Below are 16,595 nucleotides of genomic sequence, written 5' to 3' on the forward strand. Positions count from 1 at the left end.
CCTTTTTTGGAACCCGACCAGGAAATGGCACTTGTCTCTACTTCCGAGGTTGGGAAGTGATAAATGGAGGCCAGCTCTTCCGTATTGAAAATACTCCCCGAGTCTTCAAACTCACGGTTCACAAACTGCTGCCACGCAGGAAAGTCATTTATTTTGATATTGCCCGCAGCAAAGCCATTCAAAGAAATGGTATTGAATTGCTTTAATGCAGCCAAAACCGCCTGTACCCTGCCCCGGGCCATAGTTTCGTCTGTGCTGATGACGCAAAGGCGGAACACAGTTTCAAAGCCAAGCTTCTGCACCTTGCTCTCAATGCCTTTGATTGCCGCCTCTTGCGGCGAAGTAAGCTTAGGGGCCTCTTTGGCCTTAGGGTCTTCCACGCCAGTCCCCGGGATTGCCGCTTCTTTGGCTACACGAGAAACAAACCGGGTTGCCTTCCCTACGGCCTGAAAAAGCGGGCCGCCTGTTGGAGCCTTCTTTTCAGGGTCTTTCCCCTCACGCAAAGCTTGGACGTACTTTGTCCCCTTTTCCTGCCAACTGTCCCCTACTGGCTGGACAACTAACTGAAGCCAGATGCGCTCCTTCTCTTCCAGGTTAGCCATAACGGCTGTGATACCTGCCAACGGGTCAATGTCGATGGTTGGGTATGTCTTGATTGGGTACACCTCATTCCGGGTCAACTGAATAGCTGCCGAGGCGACGGTGAGCCCCTCAAGGTCCGCCTGACTGGTGTAGTCCGGCACCTGGCGGATTTCCAAGTCAGGGTACTGGGCGTACAACTGGCTCTCAATGAATTCCCGTAAGTGGATCGGGCAAAATACGTAAAAGATAATGGACTCCCGCTCGGCCACAATCTCTAAGCTCACGTATTCTTGAACCTGTGGGTCATTGCGATAAATACCGTGCAATGCCGAAAAGAACTGCTCGATGGAAGCAGGTGTCTTATCGTTTCCCTTAGGGATTTGGATAGCAAGTACCACAAACGTCTGCGACGCTAGCCAATCTGCACGTCGCTTAAGGTCTGTGCCTTGGCGCCAAAGGAGCATGGAGGGTTGCTTAGAGAACGTTGTCGAGAACTGCCCACTTGGCCTGACGGTCCGCTGGAATCATTGCCATTACGCGACCACCTGGCTCAAGGCTGTAGAGTGAAATGTAATATGTCACACATGCAGTAAGTACATTATACGAGTTTCCGTCGTCTGCATCGATAACGTAGTGACTTCCTTCCAAACGAAGGGTTCCTGGAACGGTTGTCCGCTCAACAGGGCCAAGCTGCTTGTACACATATTTACCATCGCGGGTAATGTAGAGCTTGAGCGGGTCACCCTCTACCAATTTACTCTTGCTGGCATAGTTTGGTGGGACTTGATAAGTCTTACCTTCTGCATCCACCATCTTTTCACCATCAAACGTGCCGTCTATGCCGGCATCGTGGCCGTGAGACATAAAGCCTACCGGCGCACTTGCTACACGCAAGGCATGGTCTACACGCGGAGGCATAGTGCCACTTACCAGCTGCTTAACAGCCTTGAGGTCGTTCTCGATGTTATCCAAGAGGCGCTTGATGCGCTCCAGGTCAATTCCTCCCACGTTCTCACCTGCAACAAATTCATCGGCAGTATCGTACCCGTGGTCTGCCACTGTTGCGTCTTCATCGGTACGGGCAGCAGGCTCTTCTGCAGGAATTTCCGGTACTTCTGGGAGCTCTTCTACGCTCTCAGGAACTTCCAATACTACATCCTCTGTCTTTTCTACCTTATCGGCAGAAGCTGTCTTCTTTGCCATATTAAAATGTGTTTAAACTTGCGCTGCTGTGGGTGATGGTACCACAACTTGAGCCCGTTGGCGAATGATCTGCTCCACTTCGGCGCGGTCTTTTCCGTACACGGTACGGGAGCGCTGGCGGACTTCCGCCGCTATCTGGGCATCGTCAAGCGGATCTGGCGGATAGGACAAAACATTGAAAGGAACAGTTGGCGCACCGTCGATAAGGGTACGTACGTAGAAACTAAATTTCTCACTGGAAACTAAGTCGTCCACGGAAACGGGAGCCAATTCTTTTTGCAGGAATTCAGCGTCACCAACACCGATGCGCCAGGCAACCATCGTCCCTACGTTACCCATGACAGCACCCTTCGTTTCATCATCAAGCTGCTCAATGTACTGGTGAGTAATATTGAGGGAAAGGCGGTACTTACGCGCCTCAGACAGAATGGTGGCAAAGGTTTTGGAGGTAAAGTTTTGGAACTCATCCACGTAAAGGAAGAATGGGATGCGCTGCTCTTCTGGGACATTCTGGCGGGAAAAGGCAGCAATCTGGATTTTACCCGAGATGATCATACCTAAGAGCTTGGCGTTCATCTCACCCAGAAGACCTTTAGGAAGGGAAACTAGTACAATCTTTCCTTCATCCATGGCCTTACGGAAATTGAACGAACTCTCCTGCTGGCCAATCATTGGCCGCATAATATCGTTGCTCGTAAACTGTGTCAGCTTGGAGGTGATATAGGGAACCATGTTCGCCAGGGCTGCCTCTCCCCCGGCCTTCTCGGCTTCCTTGGTCCAGAAGTCTATTACCACCTGGTTAGTAGATTTAGACAGTTTGTAGTTGCGGAAGTCAGGGTCTGCCAGTACACGGGAGATTTCCATCAGCGTACTGCCGCTAGCCGGGTCATCCATAATGAGCAACATGGCGTTCCGCATGTACTGCTCAAAGATAGGCCCACCAGTAGACTTGAGGTCGTAGAGCTTATCGAAGATGGAGATCATTTCATTGATAACCATCGTCTTTTGCTCTGGGTACTGCGCATCGTACTCAAGTAGGTTCAAAGCAAGTGGACGTCCAGTATCAGCAGGGTCAATAAGGATGACATCGTCTATGCGCTCCTTAGGGATGTGCTTCAAGATCCACTCAATGGCATCACCGTTAGGGTCCAAGTAGCAGACACCGTACCCGTTGCGGATGTCTTGCAAAACCATGTTTTGGAAAAGGACCGTCTTACCAACACCGGTCTTACCGATCATGTACAGGTGCCGCATGCGGTCGGGGTACTGGATATATACCGGCTGGGCATCACCACGGAAGTTGCTATATCCCAAGGCCACGCCACTCTTAGGCAGATTAACTGGAGGGGCAAGCTTACGCGCACCAAGCCAGTGAATGTTAGGCGTACTCAAAGGGTTGCAAGGCAAGTGGAACACGCTGCTCAGTTCCTCAGTGGAAAGGTAGAGGAGTGGCTGCCTGCTACTCATGGAACGGAAAATATAATCGGTAATGAGACCCCTATCCCCTACAGAAGCCGCCTTGAACCCATTGGACTCTGGGGCATTAAACTGACTGAAAGACGATAGCATGGTCTGCACCTGCGCCTTGGCCTCAGCTTCACTCTCTGCACGCGCTACAATGCGGATTTGAGTGGCAAGCATTACCTTACTCCCCTTTTCCACTAGAAGCTTTGATTGCTGCTCCTGAAGGGCAGTGAGGCGGATGTTCTGCTTGGTGACATTGTGCGCCTCGTTTTCCCCGTCTTTCTTTTCCTTGCCAATAGCCGTGTCCCCCACTTCTTTGGCGAGTCCGCTTAACTTACCTCCAAAGCCTTCCCTCCCATGCTCAAACTTCTTGCCTTGCTGTACATTCTGCAAAGCGTGCTCAATCCGCTTGTACTGTTCCTTGGAAGCTGGCTGTACCACCACCTGGATAGCCGCCTTCCCGTTGCCGACTTTGGACAAAGTATTGGTAATGGCATTAAGCGGGTCATTTTCCAGTCCCTTATAGGTACGGACTGGGAAAATAAAGCTCTTCTGAAGGCCAACAGCGGCTGCCGAGCTCACGCCACCTGGCTCCAAAAAGATGTCGTAATCATTAGCCGGCTCAATGTGGGCGGCAGGAAATTGGGCGTGGATTTGGCGCTCCACCTGGATCATGTATTCTTCTGGTGCAAAGACGTAGAAGAAGATTTCCCCATGTTTGGCCACTATCTCAAATGCAAATGTAGGCTGACCTTCCCAAAAAGCTTTCTTCACCTTTGAAACAACGTGGTGCTGAACGGCCGTGAAAACCGGCTCCATGAGGGCGATGAGTTCTTTGGGATCGCGCTTCGCATGGTCATCATCTTCTTTCGCCTTAGGGAGCATGACGCTGATAGCGCGAAGGGAGAGGAGCGCCTTGCGGCGGGCGCGCTTCCTTTTTTGCATAAGGTAAAGAAGCCCTATGCCCAGGGCTACCGCTATAACACAGAACAGAACAAGCGGCATCCACGAAAGTGTGCCGCCGCTCTCAATAGGGGTATCGAATGCGTTTGGATCCATCTCCTTCTATTGTACGGTGCGAAGGAGGGTTGGCGCTAGTTACCGGAGTGCCTAAGCTTGGCCGCACTGGCAGCAAGCGCCTCGTATTGCGTCTCATCTTGGGGACCGTGGGCAGAAAGGACTGCATCCTCATCGAGGAGTGCAGCCACCTGCTGTGGGTTTTCTTCCCTTACATTGAGAAGCATCGCATCATCTGGCTGGTATACGGGCTGAGGAACCACTTTTATTTCCTCAGGGACAACAGGAGTGGCCACCACTTCTGGTGTCACTTCTGGTTGCGATGCTGCAGTTTTACTAGCCTCAACTACGTCAGTAGGCTGAAAGACCTCTTCGAAGACCGGTGGCGCGTCGGGTTGTGGAGTTGGTGGTGGCGGCTGTTGCTGCTGCAACTCCGCTGGGATACCAAATTCTGGCATGGTTACTTTGTCTTTGGCTCAATCATCTTCATGAGGGTCTCGGCAGCCTTCTTGGCATTTTCAAGGCGCGCCTTGTCAGTGCCCGAAAGTGCGCGTGAGGCCAAAAGGATATCCAATAAGAAGTGGACGTTGCCAATCCGCCAGTTCATTTGCTTAAAGTCATCCTTGGTAGCAGAAGCATCCTTCACGAGATCGAGGACTTTCCAGTCCATAATTTCATCCAAGGCAACCATGTCCGGCTTTGCATCAAACCGTACGTCACCCTTGATCGAAGCAATTGGTGCTGCGCAGTCCTTCTCAAGGGCAAGGAAGCGGATGTGATCACAGAAGGTACGGTCCCTCCCAGAGAGTACGTCGTCTTCTTTTACCATCTCCTGGAGTTCGGTGAGGTAACTCTTAATGTCGCCTGCCCTAGCCTGCTCTTCGGCACTCAGCTTCCCGCTGACTAGGCTATCGATCTTGTTTACCGCAATATCCAAGGCATCACGCAACTCGAGGATAAGCTCGGTTGGTTTCATGGCCGCATCACCAAAACCGAGCACCCTGTTGATTTGCTTAGGAAAGCCTTTCGGGGCCTTAATGCTCTCGCCATACATGAGCTTGTTGATTTCCTCAGGAGAGAGGGAACTCTTAACCAGCTTCTCAATGTTTTGCTCAATCTTCTTGGTCTTTTCAGGACTTACTGGCTTAACACTTTCAAAGCCCTCGGAGTTAAGCTTCACCAATTCATCATGCTTAACATTCTTCTTCGTCGCCCCGTCAGGAGAGGTAACCTGTACTTCATCCCTATCTGGGAAAAACCCTGAGATAGTCCATCCGTCATTGTCTTCGCCACCACCCGGCACAGTAACTTGGACGCCTTTTTCAAAGATTCCGGTTGGGTCAATGTCCTTCGGGCCCTCGGGCGTGGCAGGTGTGGATTCAGGTGAGGCACCAGAAGGCGCGTTGAAGTTCCGTACCTCGTGGCTGTCGTCGTGAAGAGCAGTCAGGCCATGCATGCCCCGTTCCTGCAAGTGCTTGGCACGGCGGTTAGGGCTCAAGGCATAGCTGGAAGCTTCGCCGGTCAGGAAACCTACGGCACCACCAATAAGGCCTGGAACAATGGAGCGGGTAAGGATCTCTTTGTTCACAGCGCCCTCAAAGTAACCATGTACGGCATGGAAACCTTCTTTGCCCCAATCCCCGTTCACATGGAACAGGTCAAGGTTCTGGACGCGGGCTGCCTCTTGGGCGGCCGGGCTTATATTGCCTGTGATGTCAGGGCCTGTAGCACCATCGAAGAACGTAAGGGTGTGAGCATGAGGATGCCCTGCGGACATGTGGATGCCCTTGGCCATATCCCCACCTGTAAGCTGCTGATGCCAATCGCCTCCCACATGTTTGATGAGGTGTGATTCACCTACACCATCGGTATTGAGGCGGATGCCATTGGCAAGCGCATCCCAGCGGCTGTAGGCATAGGAAGCACCCATACCACCGGCCATACCACCAAGTGCAGAAGCAACAGCTTCTACCTTACGCGCACTCTTGATCTTGTTGCGGTAGGCAGTTACGGCAGAAACCTCGTTGGCTAGCTGACCCTCGATAACTTGGTTCAGCATGCGGCCATACGCCTTGTCCAGGTCTTCCGGGGAAAGCTCTGCACCTTCGATGTTTTGCACACCACGTCGGGCTAGGTCGCGCATGGAAGCAATCTGGGCAGTCATGCCTTTAAAGGCAGCCTCAGCAGTGGAGTCACCTCCCTCTTTTCCTTTGCCAAAGATGGCACGGTCGCGTTTAAAGAACCCAGCCAGCATGCGGCCAAGCGTACTTCCCACCACGCCACCCGCAGAAGCAATTGCAACTGGGATAAGCGGCGGGGCAAAAAGGCTGGCAATAGCCAGGCCGGCAACGGTCAACGCACCTGCCCTTGCGGACTTAAGCGCATTGCTTACGGACGCTGGCATGCGATCCATGATGCTCTCCGGCATCTTTAGGAACTTCTGATTGTCGTAGGTGCCGGACTTAACCTTCAGCTCACGGGCTGCCTGTTGGAAGCTGGTGAAGCCATTCCGCTGCGCCCCAAGCTCTGCCAAAGCAGAGTTAAGGCCCATGTCGGTCAGGTTGGTAAGCAGGAATTTCTTTTGTTCAGTAGTAAGCTCGTGTCCTTCACGGGCGTGTTCTGCCAACTTGCGGCCGTAGAGGAAATCAATTGCGTCCTTTTCAGCACGTTCCTCGTTACGGTTCTCTGCGGTCTCAGCCGGGTCGTCTTCAAAGAGGCTTGGGCGGCGCGCAGGAGTGGCAGGAGAAGTGGGGGTTGGCTCTGGATCAACGGGAGCGGGCTCTACTACCTCCGGCACATGTGTGCCAGGCAGGATGTTTTCAACAGTAACCACGGCAATATCGTCTTCGCCGGGCAGTGGGTTGCCGTCACGATCCGCTGCAGAGTAGGTAAAGACCTTAATGAGGTAAGGCTGACCTGGGACTACAATTGTCTCTTCGTCTAGTTGGGCGCCAGGAAAATGCACATTGCCCGCATTGTGCGCGTCGGCATGTTTCCGGGCTTCCTCTATAGTTGGCTCTTGAACCATCTCATGAATGAGCGTCTCCATTTCTGGGAACTCATCCACCAGCCCCTCGGAAGGGGTGCCCGCCTCTGGGTTTACATAGCCCTCAGGAGCAGTAGGCACTACCTCCTCAGTAGTGGATGTTGCTGGACGGCTAGGTGAAGGCAATTCATCAAACCATTCACGGTCCCTAAAGCCTCCTGATCCACCTCCACGCATGGATTCCAGCTCTTCCAAACTTCTTCCAGCGTAGGCCGCCTTGAATTCTTCCAGATGATGTTCGTACGTACCTTCTTTAAAGCGGTTCTTCTCCTTCCGCTTAAAGATACGATCAAGAAAAGGCTTCGGCTGCTCTGGTAGGCGTTCCGAGGTTGGTGATGGGGTGTGGGGGCCGCGCTCAAAGAATCTCATGCGTGTGCTGGTGCGGCGTTTGGAGTAGTGGTGACTTGGAAGACCATAGCCAGTTCCATGCGGTACCGGATAGATTCCTCTACTACCATTTGTTCAATATCAAAGCCCTTTTGGGCAATAAAACGCATAAGGTCCTCACCGTGGAGGTTCTCGAAGTTCTCAATCTCACCTTCATGAAGGTCAGCCAGGATGGTGCCGTACACCCGGGCAAGAACTGTCTGCTCCATCTTCTGGAGGATGATATCTTTCTCCTCTTGAGTAAGGCTCTGCAAACCAAGGATGGAGAAGATATCCTCAGTTGCCAATTGGTTAGCGGAGATCGGAAGCGTTGACATGGAAACGCGCTATTAACTAGTAGTTCTATTGTAGAGCATGAAACGGATAAAGAAAAAGACCCTACTCTTTCGAGTAGGGTCAATTGGTTTGTAAGGTGGCCGGAGCCAGAGCTTACGGGGTTTTCTTCGGCGGCTTCTTCCGGGGTGTGGGAGGCTTCTTGCGAGCCGCCCCCCTGGCCTTGTTCAGGTCAGCCCAGTCGTCGTCGCCAGTGTCGAGAAGTCCGCGGACTTCCAGGGAACCGCCGTGTTTCGTGCGGTCCTTGAGTCGGAACTCGACAACACCTTTTCCGCCGTCGATGGATGGCGGATTCATGTCCCAGTTTTGGCCGGTGGGCCGGTTGATGATTGCGTACACCAGGGCCGCCAAAATGATGGCAATGCCGAGTGCGCCGAGCATGATAATCAGAGTGTCCATTCCTTTCTTCTCTTCCTTCCCGGGTTTTGGTGGCTCCGGAGTGCCTGTTTGAGTATTGGGGCCACCAGGGCCGCCTGCAGTACCTGCAGTGCCAGAACCTGTCGAACCTGTTCCGCCACTTGTGGTGGCGGTATCAGGGCTAGTAGTGCTCAAGCCCTCGCCAGCGGCGAGAGGTTTTACACCTTCCAGCTTCCTAACACGATCATCGATCTCGTTTGTTCGAGTATTTGACTCGTTAACGCGACCGTTGACCACGTCAATCCGACCGTTAGTGTCCGTGTCAGCCTGCCGCAATTCCTGGTTGATCAGTTTTTGGTCCGTATTGAACCTAATCTGCTCAACGTGAAATTGGTGCATCTTTTCGTTCCACTTCCGGAGGTTCGCAGCGTTTTTAGTGACGCTGTCCAACTCCGACCGTAGAGCGCTCATCTCCTTCTGCTCTTCCAGCCTAAGCTGGTTGATCTTCTGGTCGATGAGTGCCGGTGACACGTGCGCCATCGCGTGACGGCGCCGGCCTTTGTAGTGCTCGCGCACATCAGCCACAGCCTTTTCGGCCAACTGTCGAGCTTCTGCACGCGTCAGGGGTTTTTCACCCTGCGATGCAGGTGGGGGCGGGGTTCGGGTAGGCGGAGCCTGCAGGCCAGCTCCTCCTTGCGGAGTACCTGCTGGTTGCGCAGCTGCCTGCTTATCCCTCACTTCCACGTCCTCCCCTTGCTCGTCGTCGGCAAAGGCACAGACCGATAAGAACACTGCCGCCACGAGGGCGGTAATTTTCAGAAACTTCATTTTTGTTAAATTCCCTCCCCGCGGCGTTTGGTATGCGCGGTTATCAATGTGGCAGCATCCTACCACAAAACACCCGATTTGTCAATGGGTTAAGGCTCTGAGAGCTAGTATGAGAATACGCCTCGGAAGGTGTTGAGCTGACCTAAGTGGATGACCTTGCGGACATGTTCGGTCATGACTTGGAGTACTGCAATGTTGTGCAGCGTCAGGATACGGTACCCAAGCATTTCATGTTCACGCAGGTAGTGATTGAGCGTAGCCCTGGAGAATCCCTGCAAGTCTTCGGGTAGGCGGGTAGCAACAGGAACCAGTGGAGCGGCGTCAGTACGGAAGCCTGACAGGTTCATATTCCAGCGCTCAACCTTAAACTCCTGGTTTAACAGCTTCTCTGTATCGACATCCCAAAAAGCCCGCTGTGCCTCTAGAGAACCAGTTAACTGCCAGATGGTACCATGCCTAGCCAACCTGGAGGGAGATACGCAATCATACATATCCACACCACGAAGGGCGGCCTCAATAACGTCAATCGGCTCCCCTAGCCCCATGAAATAGCGGGGCTTGTGCCCAGGCAACTTACAGGTGATAGAAGAGGTGGCAGCCCACATGTCGTCCTTACTCTCCCCAACGGAGAGGCCACCAATCGCGTTCCCTGGCAAATCCAGGCTGGACACAAAGGCCGCTGATTCGGTGTGAAGCTTTGTATGGATACCACCCTGAACAATGCCAAAGAGGGCTTGTCTTTCCGTATCCCCTCGCTTCCACTGTTCAGCCGAGCGCTCTAGCCAACGATGGGTACGGTGCAACGCATCTTCCGCATCTGATTCTTCAGACAAACCATACACCGGCTGGTCAAAGGCCATCATAATGTCACTTCCCAGGTTCTGCTGGATAGCAATACTCTTTTCTGGAGTGAACAAATGGCTCGAACCATCTAGGTGTGACTTAAAAGTGATCCCCTCTTCAGAGACGGTACGCAGGGCTTTCTTTTCGTTCCCCTTCATTCCCCGCTCCCCTAAGGAAAAGACCTGGAAACCACCACTGTCTGTAAGGAGCGGCTTGTTCCACTGAGTAAAAGAGTGGAGACCGCCCACATCCCGGATAAGCTCGTCCCCCGGCCTAAGGTACAAGTGATAGGTGTTCCCTAGGATAATAGAAGAACCAATCCCCTCTAACTCTTGAGGAGAAACGCTTTTGACAGCTCCGTGAGTGCCCACTGGCATGAAAACCGGTGTCTCAATGGTGCCGCGAGGCGTTTCAAGGGTTCCGGTGCGCGCGGCACCGTCCGTAGCGGTAACGGTAAATGTGAAACTCATTTCTGATGCTTTTCCCAGGTTACACGCAGCCAACTGACACTTAGGGTGGACAGGAAAAAGCCCAGGGTAGGAATGAGCGCCTGGAGGTAAGGCCGGGAAACATCGATAGACCACATAAAGAGGGTCATGACGAGGTAGGTGAGGAAAACTACGGCCGCACGGCGAAGCAAGCTGGTTTCCCAGCGCTTATCCAGCTCTACGCGGCTGTTCCGCTGTTCAATGGCACTGATTCTTTCTTCGAGAGATGACATTTTATTCCTTTCCAAAGTAGGCTTTTGCCTCGGCAAAAACCTCATCTAAATAACCCTTCTTCCCATCCCGATATGCCTGGTAGTCATCGGGAAACTCGGTACTGAGGCGTGCTTTAAGGCTGCCGTATTCTGTGGCTCTCTCCGGCTTTACCCGCAAGTAGTCACGCACCAAGAGAAACTGCTGAACATAGGGGTTGCTAGGTATGTGCACATGGACGTTGGAAAGCTTCCTATTTCCCTCCACTCGGGAAAACATGCGTGCACCAATACCAAACGGGTCACCAAAAGAGGTATACCCTGCAGCCTCAAAATCTGGGATGTGTTTGTCGGAGACCTCAAGGTTGTCCACTAGTACCAGGATGTCTATCTGTGGTTTGGCCTGCATCTCCGGCACCGAAGTGCTCCCTACATGGTGGATTGCCCGGGCATGCTCACCAAAGATACCCCGCACCACTTCTGCTTCTTCTTGGAACAGCAATGGCCACGCAGGATTGTAGGGCTCGATGGAGTATTCGCGCTTGGTAATCATATGAGTACCTGCACGATAACAAAAAAACCGCCCTTCTTATAGGTGAAAGGCGGTGGAAACGATCCAGCGGGGGTCATCTGGTCCCCTGACCATGAGATGAAGCTCCTTGCAGGCAAACTCATCGGTCCAATCTATTTGGTGGGCAGCGTCCCAAATGGGCTCTGCTTTTTCCGGTGACATACCTGAAGCCAGGGTAATGTGCGGCTCTGGGACATGGGCGAACTTTGCAACATCGACCCCTGCCACCCTCTCGATTTCTGTGCGCAAGGCTTGGTGCAGATCGGCAAAACCACTGCTCCGCTCAATGGGAAGGTGGATGACCTGCTTGTCATCGAACTGTCCCACCTCTCGGCATTGGATGATGAAAGGCCGCACAGAGCTTAGAGCACCGGCGATCGCCCCGGTTAGCTCCCGTAAGCCTACCCCCTCCGGGAGACTGCGCGGAACGATAATGGTAATGTGCGGCTCAGACTTTGACTGCACTTCCCACTCCTTACTAAACGTCGAGACTTTCTCTTTCAGCCGTACTGGCAATGGGATACAAACATAAAAACGCATGACGCCTCCTCTGTGTGTTCATTAATACGGAAAAGCCATGGGGTGTCTACTCAACAAAAAAGACCCCTTTCGGGGTCTTTTTTAGTCAAAGCGAGTTCCGTGGTTGCGAGCAACCTACCGAGCAAGCCAAAGCGAACACGTAGTCTTGAGCGGTCTACCGATGCAAACCGAAGCGAGTTCTGTGGTTGTGAGCGACCTCAGCCGCAGCTACATTTTTGTAGCGAGGATGGAAAGTCGACTCGCAACCACGGAAGGAGCGCTTATTTTACTTCTACAGTTGCGCCACCAGCCTTAAGCTTTTCAACCGCAGCATCAGCTTCTTCCTTCTTAACGTTCTCAAGAACGTTCTTAGGAGCGCCGTCTACGAGATCCTTAGCTTCTTTAAGGCCTAGGTCTGGGCGAACTTCACGGACAGCCTTAATGGCGCCGATCTTGTTTGCACCACCGTCAGTAAGAACAACAGTGAAAGAGGTCTTCTCTTCAACTGGTTCAGCGTCAGCAGCACCAGCAGCTGGCATAGCGCCCATCATCATAGGGGCTGCAGCGGAAACACCAAACTTCTCTTCAAGTTCCTTAACGAGCTCAGATAGCTCAAGAACTGATAGGGTCTCAATCTGCTCAATGAGCTTTGCGTACTTAGAGTCTGCCATAGCAGTATGTGTGTGTTATTAGGCGGCTTGTTTGGAGTCGCGGATAGCGCCAAGAACATTGACGATACTGCGGACATTGCCAGCAAGCACATTGACGAAGCCAGATACAGGTGCGTTGATGGTTCCAACCAACTGAGCAAGGAGTTGCTCGCGGCTTGGAAGCTTGGCGTACGCGTTGACTTGCGCCGGAGTTAGATAGACACCACCGGCGATTCCGCCGAGGATGTTAAGCGCCTCAACCTCTTTCTTAAACGCTGCAGCCTGCTTTGGAGCGGCTACGGCATCATCGTAGGAGTAGATGAGGGCCAAAGGCTGATCAAGCAGTTCTTCAGGGACCTCAAGCTTGAGCTCGGTGAGCGCACGTTTGAGGAGGCTGTTTTTAGCCACCTGAAGCTGAAGACCGTGCTCGAACAGGGTGTCGCGCATCATCTCAACCTCATTCACCTTAATCCCAATGGTGCTCACGAAGACCACAGACTGGGAACGGTTCATGCGGTCGGAAAACGCGGCGAGCAACTGCTCTTTTTGGACGCGTGTCTTTGGCATATATGTTGATAAGGTCTATCAGGTGTTTTAGGCGGATGAAGTGCAAGGAAGAACCGAGGACTGGAGCGAGCTGTACTTGCGGTACAGTGAGCGAAGACCGGAGGTCCTGACGAAGCAATTCGCCGGATAAAATGCCTGACTTATAAAAAATTCGTCTAGTACTAGACGAAGGAACACGCCACTCCAAGGAGTTCTGTGTGCCTCGGCAGGACTTACGGGTGTGCCTACTGTCTTTGGTACTTACAGGGATACTACCAGATTTATTGGGAAAAGAAAAGAGGGCCCCCGCACCGAGGCCCCCTGGGTATGCTGCCACTCTACGGAGTGGTTTCCTACGCGGCACGTGCAAGCTGAATGGTTCTCCTCACCCGCTGCTTTGTGCCACATCAAAGTACCAGTATTTAGCGAATTGTCAATAGAAAAAGGGCCACACAACGTGTGACCCTTTTTTCAGTGGGCAGGTTTACTTGCCGAACTGGACCTTAATGCCAGGACCCATGGTTGGGGCAAGGCTCACGGTTACTACCTTTGCGCTGCCCAAGGCAGCCTCAATGGTACGGAAGTTCTCAACCAACTGCTCGTCCTTGAAGGAAAGACGGCCAATGGAGAGGTGGATTACACCGGTCTTATCGGCACGGTATTCCACACGCCCGCCGCTAATCTCGTTCTTCACCTTCTCGATATCGTCAGTAACGGTACCGGCCTTAGGTGATGGCATGAGACCCTTAGGTCCCAATACCTTGGCGAACTTGGCAAGCTTTGGCATCTGAGCAGGCGTAGCAAGGAGAACGTCAAAGTCCAACTTACCAGCGGCAATAGCCTCGATTGTAGCGTCGTCGGCTACAGCAACCTTCTTGGTCTTACCAGTTCCGTGAGGAAGGACAACGGTACCGCGGACGGCATCACCCTTAACCTTGATGTGAGCCTCTACGGCGCCATCAAACTTGGAGAAGGAAAGCTCTTTGACAAGGGCAACACCCTCTTCGAGTGAGTACACCTTGTTTTTTTCAGCCTTGCTCACTACAGCACGGTACTTTTTACCGCGAAGACGGAGTGGGTCAAGCTTTTTAACAGCAACTGGTTCAGCAGTCTTACCCTTTGCAACGCGTTCAGCGGCAGCCCGCTTGGCCTTTTCGGAAGTGCTCTCGCGGCCCTTCTTCTTGGCAGGTGCTTCTTCGGCGGCATCTACCGCTTCTACAAGCTCAACCTCTTCCTCATCCATTTCAACGTCAGCTTCTACGGCTGCGGTAGCATCCATAGCAGTTTCAGTGTCGGTATTGATAGCAGACTCTTCAGCAGAGACTACTTCACCAGTTCCGGTGATTTCCTCAAACACCATGTCAGAAGCAGTGTTCTCTTCGAGATTCTGCTCAAGCGGGTCATGGAGCTCACTTGGGTCAAGGGCGTCCTTGTTCATAGGTCTTTCTGTGGTACAAGCGCCGATTTTCGGCTCCCACGGTTAAGAAGAATAGAGTTGTTATGCGTGGATTGTCTCTGTTGCCAGAGTTCCGTGCTCAAGCCAAGCTACCAGATTAGGCACTACCTTGTCAATCAGCTTCTCCGCCTGTTTGCGGTCATGGGCGGGAAGGGCGGAAAGCACGTAGTGATCCAGTGCAGGTTGGTGAATTTTCTCCTCTTGGCGCTGGCCGTAGAGCCCGACACCTATCTTCACCCGCCAGAAAACATCTGGGTCCACATGCTCGAGAATGGAACGGAGCCCATTATGCCCACTGTCTCCTCCCGACTGACGGACACGGGCGCTTCCTGGCTGCACATATACGTCGTCCAGAACAACGGCCATGTCCTTTGGGTCAATCTGAAAGTACTCAAGAACCTGCCGCACCGGCTGGCCGGACAGGTTCATGAACTTTTGCGGTTTGAACAAGAGGATTTTCTCCCCATTACTCACACCCTCGGCAAGCAAACCACCCTTGAATTCCTTCCACATACCCCATCCGAGGTAGCTCGCAACAGCATCTACTGCCCAGAAGCCCGCATTGTGACGGGTCTTCTCGTACTCCGCCCCTGGATTTCCCAACCCAACGAGAATACGCATAGAAGTTCCTTCCCTTACTTACATAAGTCCGGCTGGCAAGTTCAAGTCTCCCGCAATCTTCTTCATTTGCTCAGTTGCAACGGCTTGGGCCTTGGAAATGGCTTGGCCTGTCACATTCATGATAGCCTTTTCCAACTCACGCCCCTTGCCTGGCACTAGCCAACTCTCGTCAATCTTGATATCCACCATGCGCTGCTCACCATTGAAGACTACGCTAATGGTTCCATCGCTAGAAGTTGCTTCAATTTCTGTTTCTTTGAGCTCCTTCTGCATGGCGCGCGCCTTTTTCACCATGTCGTAGGTGCCTTTGGCTTTGGAGAATGGGTTCTGACTCATAGGTGTTCTTAGTTAGTTGTAGCGTGAAGACGTTCCGCCTCAATGAAAGCCTTGAGGTTTCCATCGAGTACCGATTGGACGTTGGATGTTTCGCATTCAGTGCGATGGTCTTTAACCATTTGGTATGGCTGGAGAACATAGGACCGGATTTGATTCCCCCACGTACCCTCCCGAAACTCGCCCTTCAGCATAGCAAGTTCCTCGGCAGTTTTCAGCTCGGAAAGGCGGGCGAGCTTAGAAGCGAGGATTTTCATGGCCGTCGCCTTGTTTTGGTGCTGGGAACGCTCGTTTTGCACCGCCACCACAATACCTGTTGGCTTATGGGTAAGGCGGACTGCGGAATCTGTCGTGTTTACGTGCTGGCCCCCTGCCCCACCGGCCCTGTACACGTCTATCTGCAGGTCTTGCTCGTTAATGACCACATCCTGGGGCTTGTCCAAGTCTGGAATAACTTCCACAAGGGCAAAGCTGGTTTGGCGAAGGCTCTTGGCGTTGAAGGGAGATAACCGTACCAGACGATGCACACCAGCCTCATCTTTAAGGAGGCCATAGGCAAAGCGGCCCTTTACCTGAATGGCAACGGTTTTAATGCCAGCTTCTTCCCCCTCACTCCGGTCAATGATGGTGGCGGTCCAATTACGCTCAATGCCGAGGGTCCGGTCTTCGGGCGCCTCGGTCTTCCCCTGCTCTATATAGCGCAAGAACATGCGCTCTAGCATCTGGGCCCAATCCTGAGCATCCGTGCCTCCTGTGCCCGCGTGGATGGTTAAGAGAGCACCTTCTTGGTCACGCTCACCGGAGAGGAGCGCCTGTTGCTCCAGGGCGCGCAGGAGCTCTTCAATTTCGTTTGTTTCGCCCGTAAACGCTTCTAACCAACCAACCTCAGCTAAGTACATGTCCAATTCCTCAACCTTGGCGCGTATTTTGTCTAACTCGGCCAATTCAGATTGGATCTCTACTGCCCTGTCAGGGTTATCCCACAAGTCTGAGGCCGCCACCTCCGTTTTGAGTGCACGAAAACGCTCCTCTTTTTCAGGAAGCGATAGAGCCTCTTTCACGATGATTGCGCGGCTGCGATAGTTTTCCAGCTGGTCTTCAAATGTCATGTTTTTACCCTATCAGAAAAGGAGCCCCCGAGG

The 16,595-nt window shown here is 52.8% G+C and carries 17 protein-coding genes; all 17 read right to left on the minus strand.

The window, feature by feature from the left end; all coding sequences use genetic code 11:
• A partial coding sequence (locus tag VLA04_05040) for a hypothetical protein (GenBank protein HSI21032.1) occupies positions 1–1,046 on the minus strand: 1,046 nt, incomplete at its 3' end.
• A 10-nt stretch (positions 1,047–1,056) separates the two neighbouring features.
• Entirely contained in the window at positions 1,057–1,785 is a 729-nt protein-coding gene (locus VLA04_05045; protein HSI21033.1) for a hypothetical protein, read from the minus strand.
• A 12-nt stretch (positions 1,786–1,797) separates the two neighbouring features.
• Positions 1,798–4,308, minus strand: coding sequence for a hypothetical protein (locus VLA04_05050; GenBank protein HSI21034.1), 2,511 nt, complete (start codon positions 4,306–4,308; stop codon positions 1,798–1,800).
• Between the two features lie 35 nt (positions 4,309–4,343).
• Entirely contained in the window at positions 4,344–4,724 is a 381-nt protein-coding gene (locus VLA04_05055) for a hypothetical protein (GenBank protein ID HSI21035.1), read from the minus strand.
• 2 nt (positions 4,725–4,726) lie between these two features.
• A complete protein-coding gene (locus VLA04_05060) occupies positions 4,727–7,681 on the minus strand; it encodes a hypothetical protein (GenBank protein HSI21036.1) in 2,955 nt (984 codons plus the stop codon).
• Positions 7,678–8,016 carry a hypothetical protein gene (locus tag VLA04_05065; protein HSI21037.1) on the minus strand — a complete coding sequence of 113 codons (339 nt, stop codon included), beginning with the start codon at positions 8,014–8,016 and terminating at the stop codon, positions 7,678–7,680. Before VLA04_05065 ends, VLA04_05060 begins: the two co-directional genes overlap by 4 nt.
• Before the next feature lie 112 nt (positions 8,017–8,128).
• Positions 8,129–9,217, minus strand: a complete 1,089-nt coding sequence (locus VLA04_05070; protein ID HSI21038.1) for a hypothetical protein — start codon at positions 9,215–9,217, stop codon at positions 8,129–8,131.
• 104 nt (positions 9,218–9,321) lie between these two features.
• Positions 9,322–10,530, minus strand: coding sequence for a tRNA guanosine(34) transglycosylase Tgt (gene tgt, locus VLA04_05075; GenBank protein ID HSI21039.1), 1,209 nt, complete (start codon positions 10,528–10,530; stop codon positions 9,322–9,324).
• Positions 10,527–10,781: a hypothetical protein gene (locus VLA04_05080; protein ID HSI21040.1), complete on the minus strand. Its 255-nt coding sequence runs from the start codon at positions 10,779–10,781 to the stop codon at positions 10,527–10,529. The genes tgt and VLA04_05080 overlap by 4 nt, the downstream gene beginning before the upstream one ends.
• Position 10,782: 1 nt before the next feature.
• Positions 10,783–11,310 (minus strand): GrpB family protein, encoded by a 528-nt coding sequence (locus VLA04_05085; GenBank protein HSI21041.1) that lies wholly within the window; start codon positions 11,308–11,310, stop codon positions 10,783–10,785.
• Positions 11,311–11,346: 36 nt separating this feature from the next.
• Positions 11,347–11,868 carry a 2'-5' RNA ligase family protein gene (locus VLA04_05090; GenBank protein ID HSI21042.1) on the minus strand — a complete coding sequence of 174 codons (522 nt, stop codon included), beginning with the start codon at positions 11,866–11,868 and terminating at the stop codon, positions 11,347–11,349.
• Positions 11,869–12,128: 260 nt separating this feature from the next.
• Positions 12,129–12,518, minus strand: a complete 390-nt coding sequence (gene rplL / locus VLA04_05095; protein ID HSI21043.1) for a 50S ribosomal protein L7/L12 — start codon at positions 12,516–12,518, stop codon at positions 12,129–12,131.
• Between the two features lie 18 nt (positions 12,519–12,536).
• Positions 12,537–13,064, minus strand: a complete 528-nt coding sequence (rplJ, locus tag VLA04_05100) for a 50S ribosomal protein L10 (protein ID HSI21044.1) — start codon at positions 13,062–13,064, stop codon at positions 12,537–12,539.
• A gap of 463 nt (positions 13,065–13,527) precedes the next feature.
• Positions 13,528–14,085, minus strand: coding sequence for a 50S ribosomal protein L1 (locus VLA04_05105; protein ID HSI21045.1), 558 nt, complete (start codon positions 14,083–14,085; stop codon positions 13,528–13,530).
• A 456-nt stretch (positions 14,086–14,541) separates the two neighbouring features.
• Positions 14,542–15,120: an aminoacyl-tRNA hydrolase gene (gene pth / locus VLA04_05110; protein HSI21046.1), complete on the minus strand. Its 579-nt coding sequence runs from the start codon at positions 15,118–15,120 to the stop codon at positions 14,542–14,544.
• A gap of 18 nt (positions 15,121–15,138) precedes the next feature.
• On the minus strand, positions 15,139–15,456 hold the full coding sequence (locus VLA04_05115; protein HSI21047.1) for a YbaB/EbfC family nucleoid-associated protein: 318 nt from the start codon (positions 15,454–15,456) through the stop codon (positions 15,139–15,141).
• A gap of 8 nt (positions 15,457–15,464) precedes the next feature.
• Positions 15,465–16,562: a peptide chain release factor 2 gene (gene prfB / locus VLA04_05120; GenBank protein HSI21048.1), complete on the minus strand. Its 1,098-nt coding sequence runs from the start codon at positions 16,560–16,562 to the stop codon at positions 15,465–15,467.
• Positions 16,563–16,595 lie beyond the last annotated feature (33 nt).

The sequence above is a fragment of the Verrucomicrobiia bacterium genome, from assembly GCA_035460805.1.
In the GTDB taxonomy this organism is placed as follows: domain Bacteria; phylum Patescibacteriota; class UBA1384; order CAILIB01; family CAILIB01; genus DATHWI01.

Bases quoted from the DNA above. Each gene is read 5' to 3' on its own strand.
- VLA04_05050 (HSI21034.1), bottom strand. From the start codon at position 4,308: ATGGATCCAAACGCATTCGATACCCCTATTGAGAGCGGCGGCACACTT.
- VLA04_05055 (HSI21035.1), bottom strand. From the start codon at position 4,724: ATGCCAGAATTTGGTATCCCAGCGGAGTTGCAGCAGCAACAGCCGCCA.
- rplJ (HSI21044.1), bottom strand. From the start codon at position 13,064: ATGCCAAAGACACGCGTCCAAAAAGAGCAGTTGCTCGCCGCGTTTTCC.
- VLA04_05085 (HSI21041.1), bottom strand. From the start codon at position 11,310: ATGATTACCAAGCGCGAATACTCCATCGAGCCCTACAATCCTGCGTGG.
- rplL (HSI21043.1), bottom strand. From the start codon at position 12,518: ATGGCAGACTCTAAGTACGCAAAGCTCATTGAGCAGATTGAGACCCTA.
- VLA04_05070 (HSI21038.1), bottom strand. From the start codon at position 9,217: ATGAAGTTTCTGAAAATTACCGCCCTCGTGGCGGCAGTGTTCTTATCG.
- VLA04_05065 (HSI21037.1), bottom strand. From the start codon at position 8,016: ATGTCAACGCTTCCGATCTCCGCTAACCAATTGGCAACTGAGGATATC.
- VLA04_05045 (HSI21033.1), bottom strand. From the start codon at position 1,785: ATGGCAAAGAAGACAGCTTCTGCCGATAAGGTAGAAAAGACAGAGGAT.
- pth (HSI21046.1), bottom strand. From the start codon at position 15,120: ATGCGTATTCTCGTTGGGTTGGGAAATCCAGGGGCGGAGTACGAGAAG.
- tgt (HSI21039.1), bottom strand. From the start codon at position 10,530: ATGAGTTTCACATTTACCGTTACCGCTACGGACGGTGCCGCGCGCACC.
- prfB (HSI21048.1), bottom strand. From the start codon at position 16,562: ATGACATTTGAAGACCAGCTGGAAAACTATCGCAGCCGCGCAATCATC.
- VLA04_05090 (HSI21042.1), bottom strand. From the start codon at position 11,868: ATGCGTTTTTATGTTTGTATCCCATTGCCAGTACGGCTGAAAGAGAAA.
- VLA04_05060 (HSI21036.1), bottom strand. From the start codon at position 7,681: ATGAGATTCTTTGAGCGCGGCCCCCACACCCCATCACCAACCTCGGAA.
- VLA04_05080 (HSI21040.1), bottom strand. From the start codon at position 10,781: ATGTCATCTCTCGAAGAAAGAATCAGTGCCATTGAACAGCGGAACAGC.
- VLA04_05115 (HSI21047.1), bottom strand. From the start codon at position 15,456: ATGAGTCAGAACCCATTCTCCAAAGCCAAAGGCACCTACGACATGGTG.